The organism is Croceitalea vernalis, assembly GCF_031846405.1.
GTDB lineage: Bacteria > Bacteroidota > Bacteroidia > Flavobacteriales > Flavobacteriaceae > Croceitalea > Croceitalea vernalis.
This window is the reverse complement of sequence record NZ_JAVRHU010000031.1, coordinates 1-286: the sequence shown is the minus strand read 5'-3', so window position 1 is coordinate 286 and position 286 is coordinate 1. Positions and strand designations below refer to the sequence as shown.

General features: G+C 40.6%; 1 protein-coding gene. It reads left to right on the top strand.

The window, feature by feature from the left end:
- Positions 1–286: hypothetical protein (locus tag RM520_RS15275; RefSeq protein WP_311388576.1), on the top strand; the 286-nt coding region annotated here is incomplete at both ends.

Below are 286 nucleotides of genomic sequence, written 5' to 3'. Positions count from 1 at the left end.
CTAATGGTAGTAACTCTGGTACTATCAATATCCCAACTACTGTTGATGGAATATTTGAAGGTAATGAAACTATTAACGGACAGATAGCTAACCTCACTGGGGCTCCTGCTGGTGTAACTATTGGTACAGCTAACGCTACTGGTATTATTGATGATGCTGATGATTCAGGTATCACAGTAGACCTTTCTGCTAACACTGCTGTGGAAGGAAACGATATCATATTTACAGCTACTATGTCAACTGTAAACAATACAGGGGCTGACATCGTGGTCGATATCAATGACCT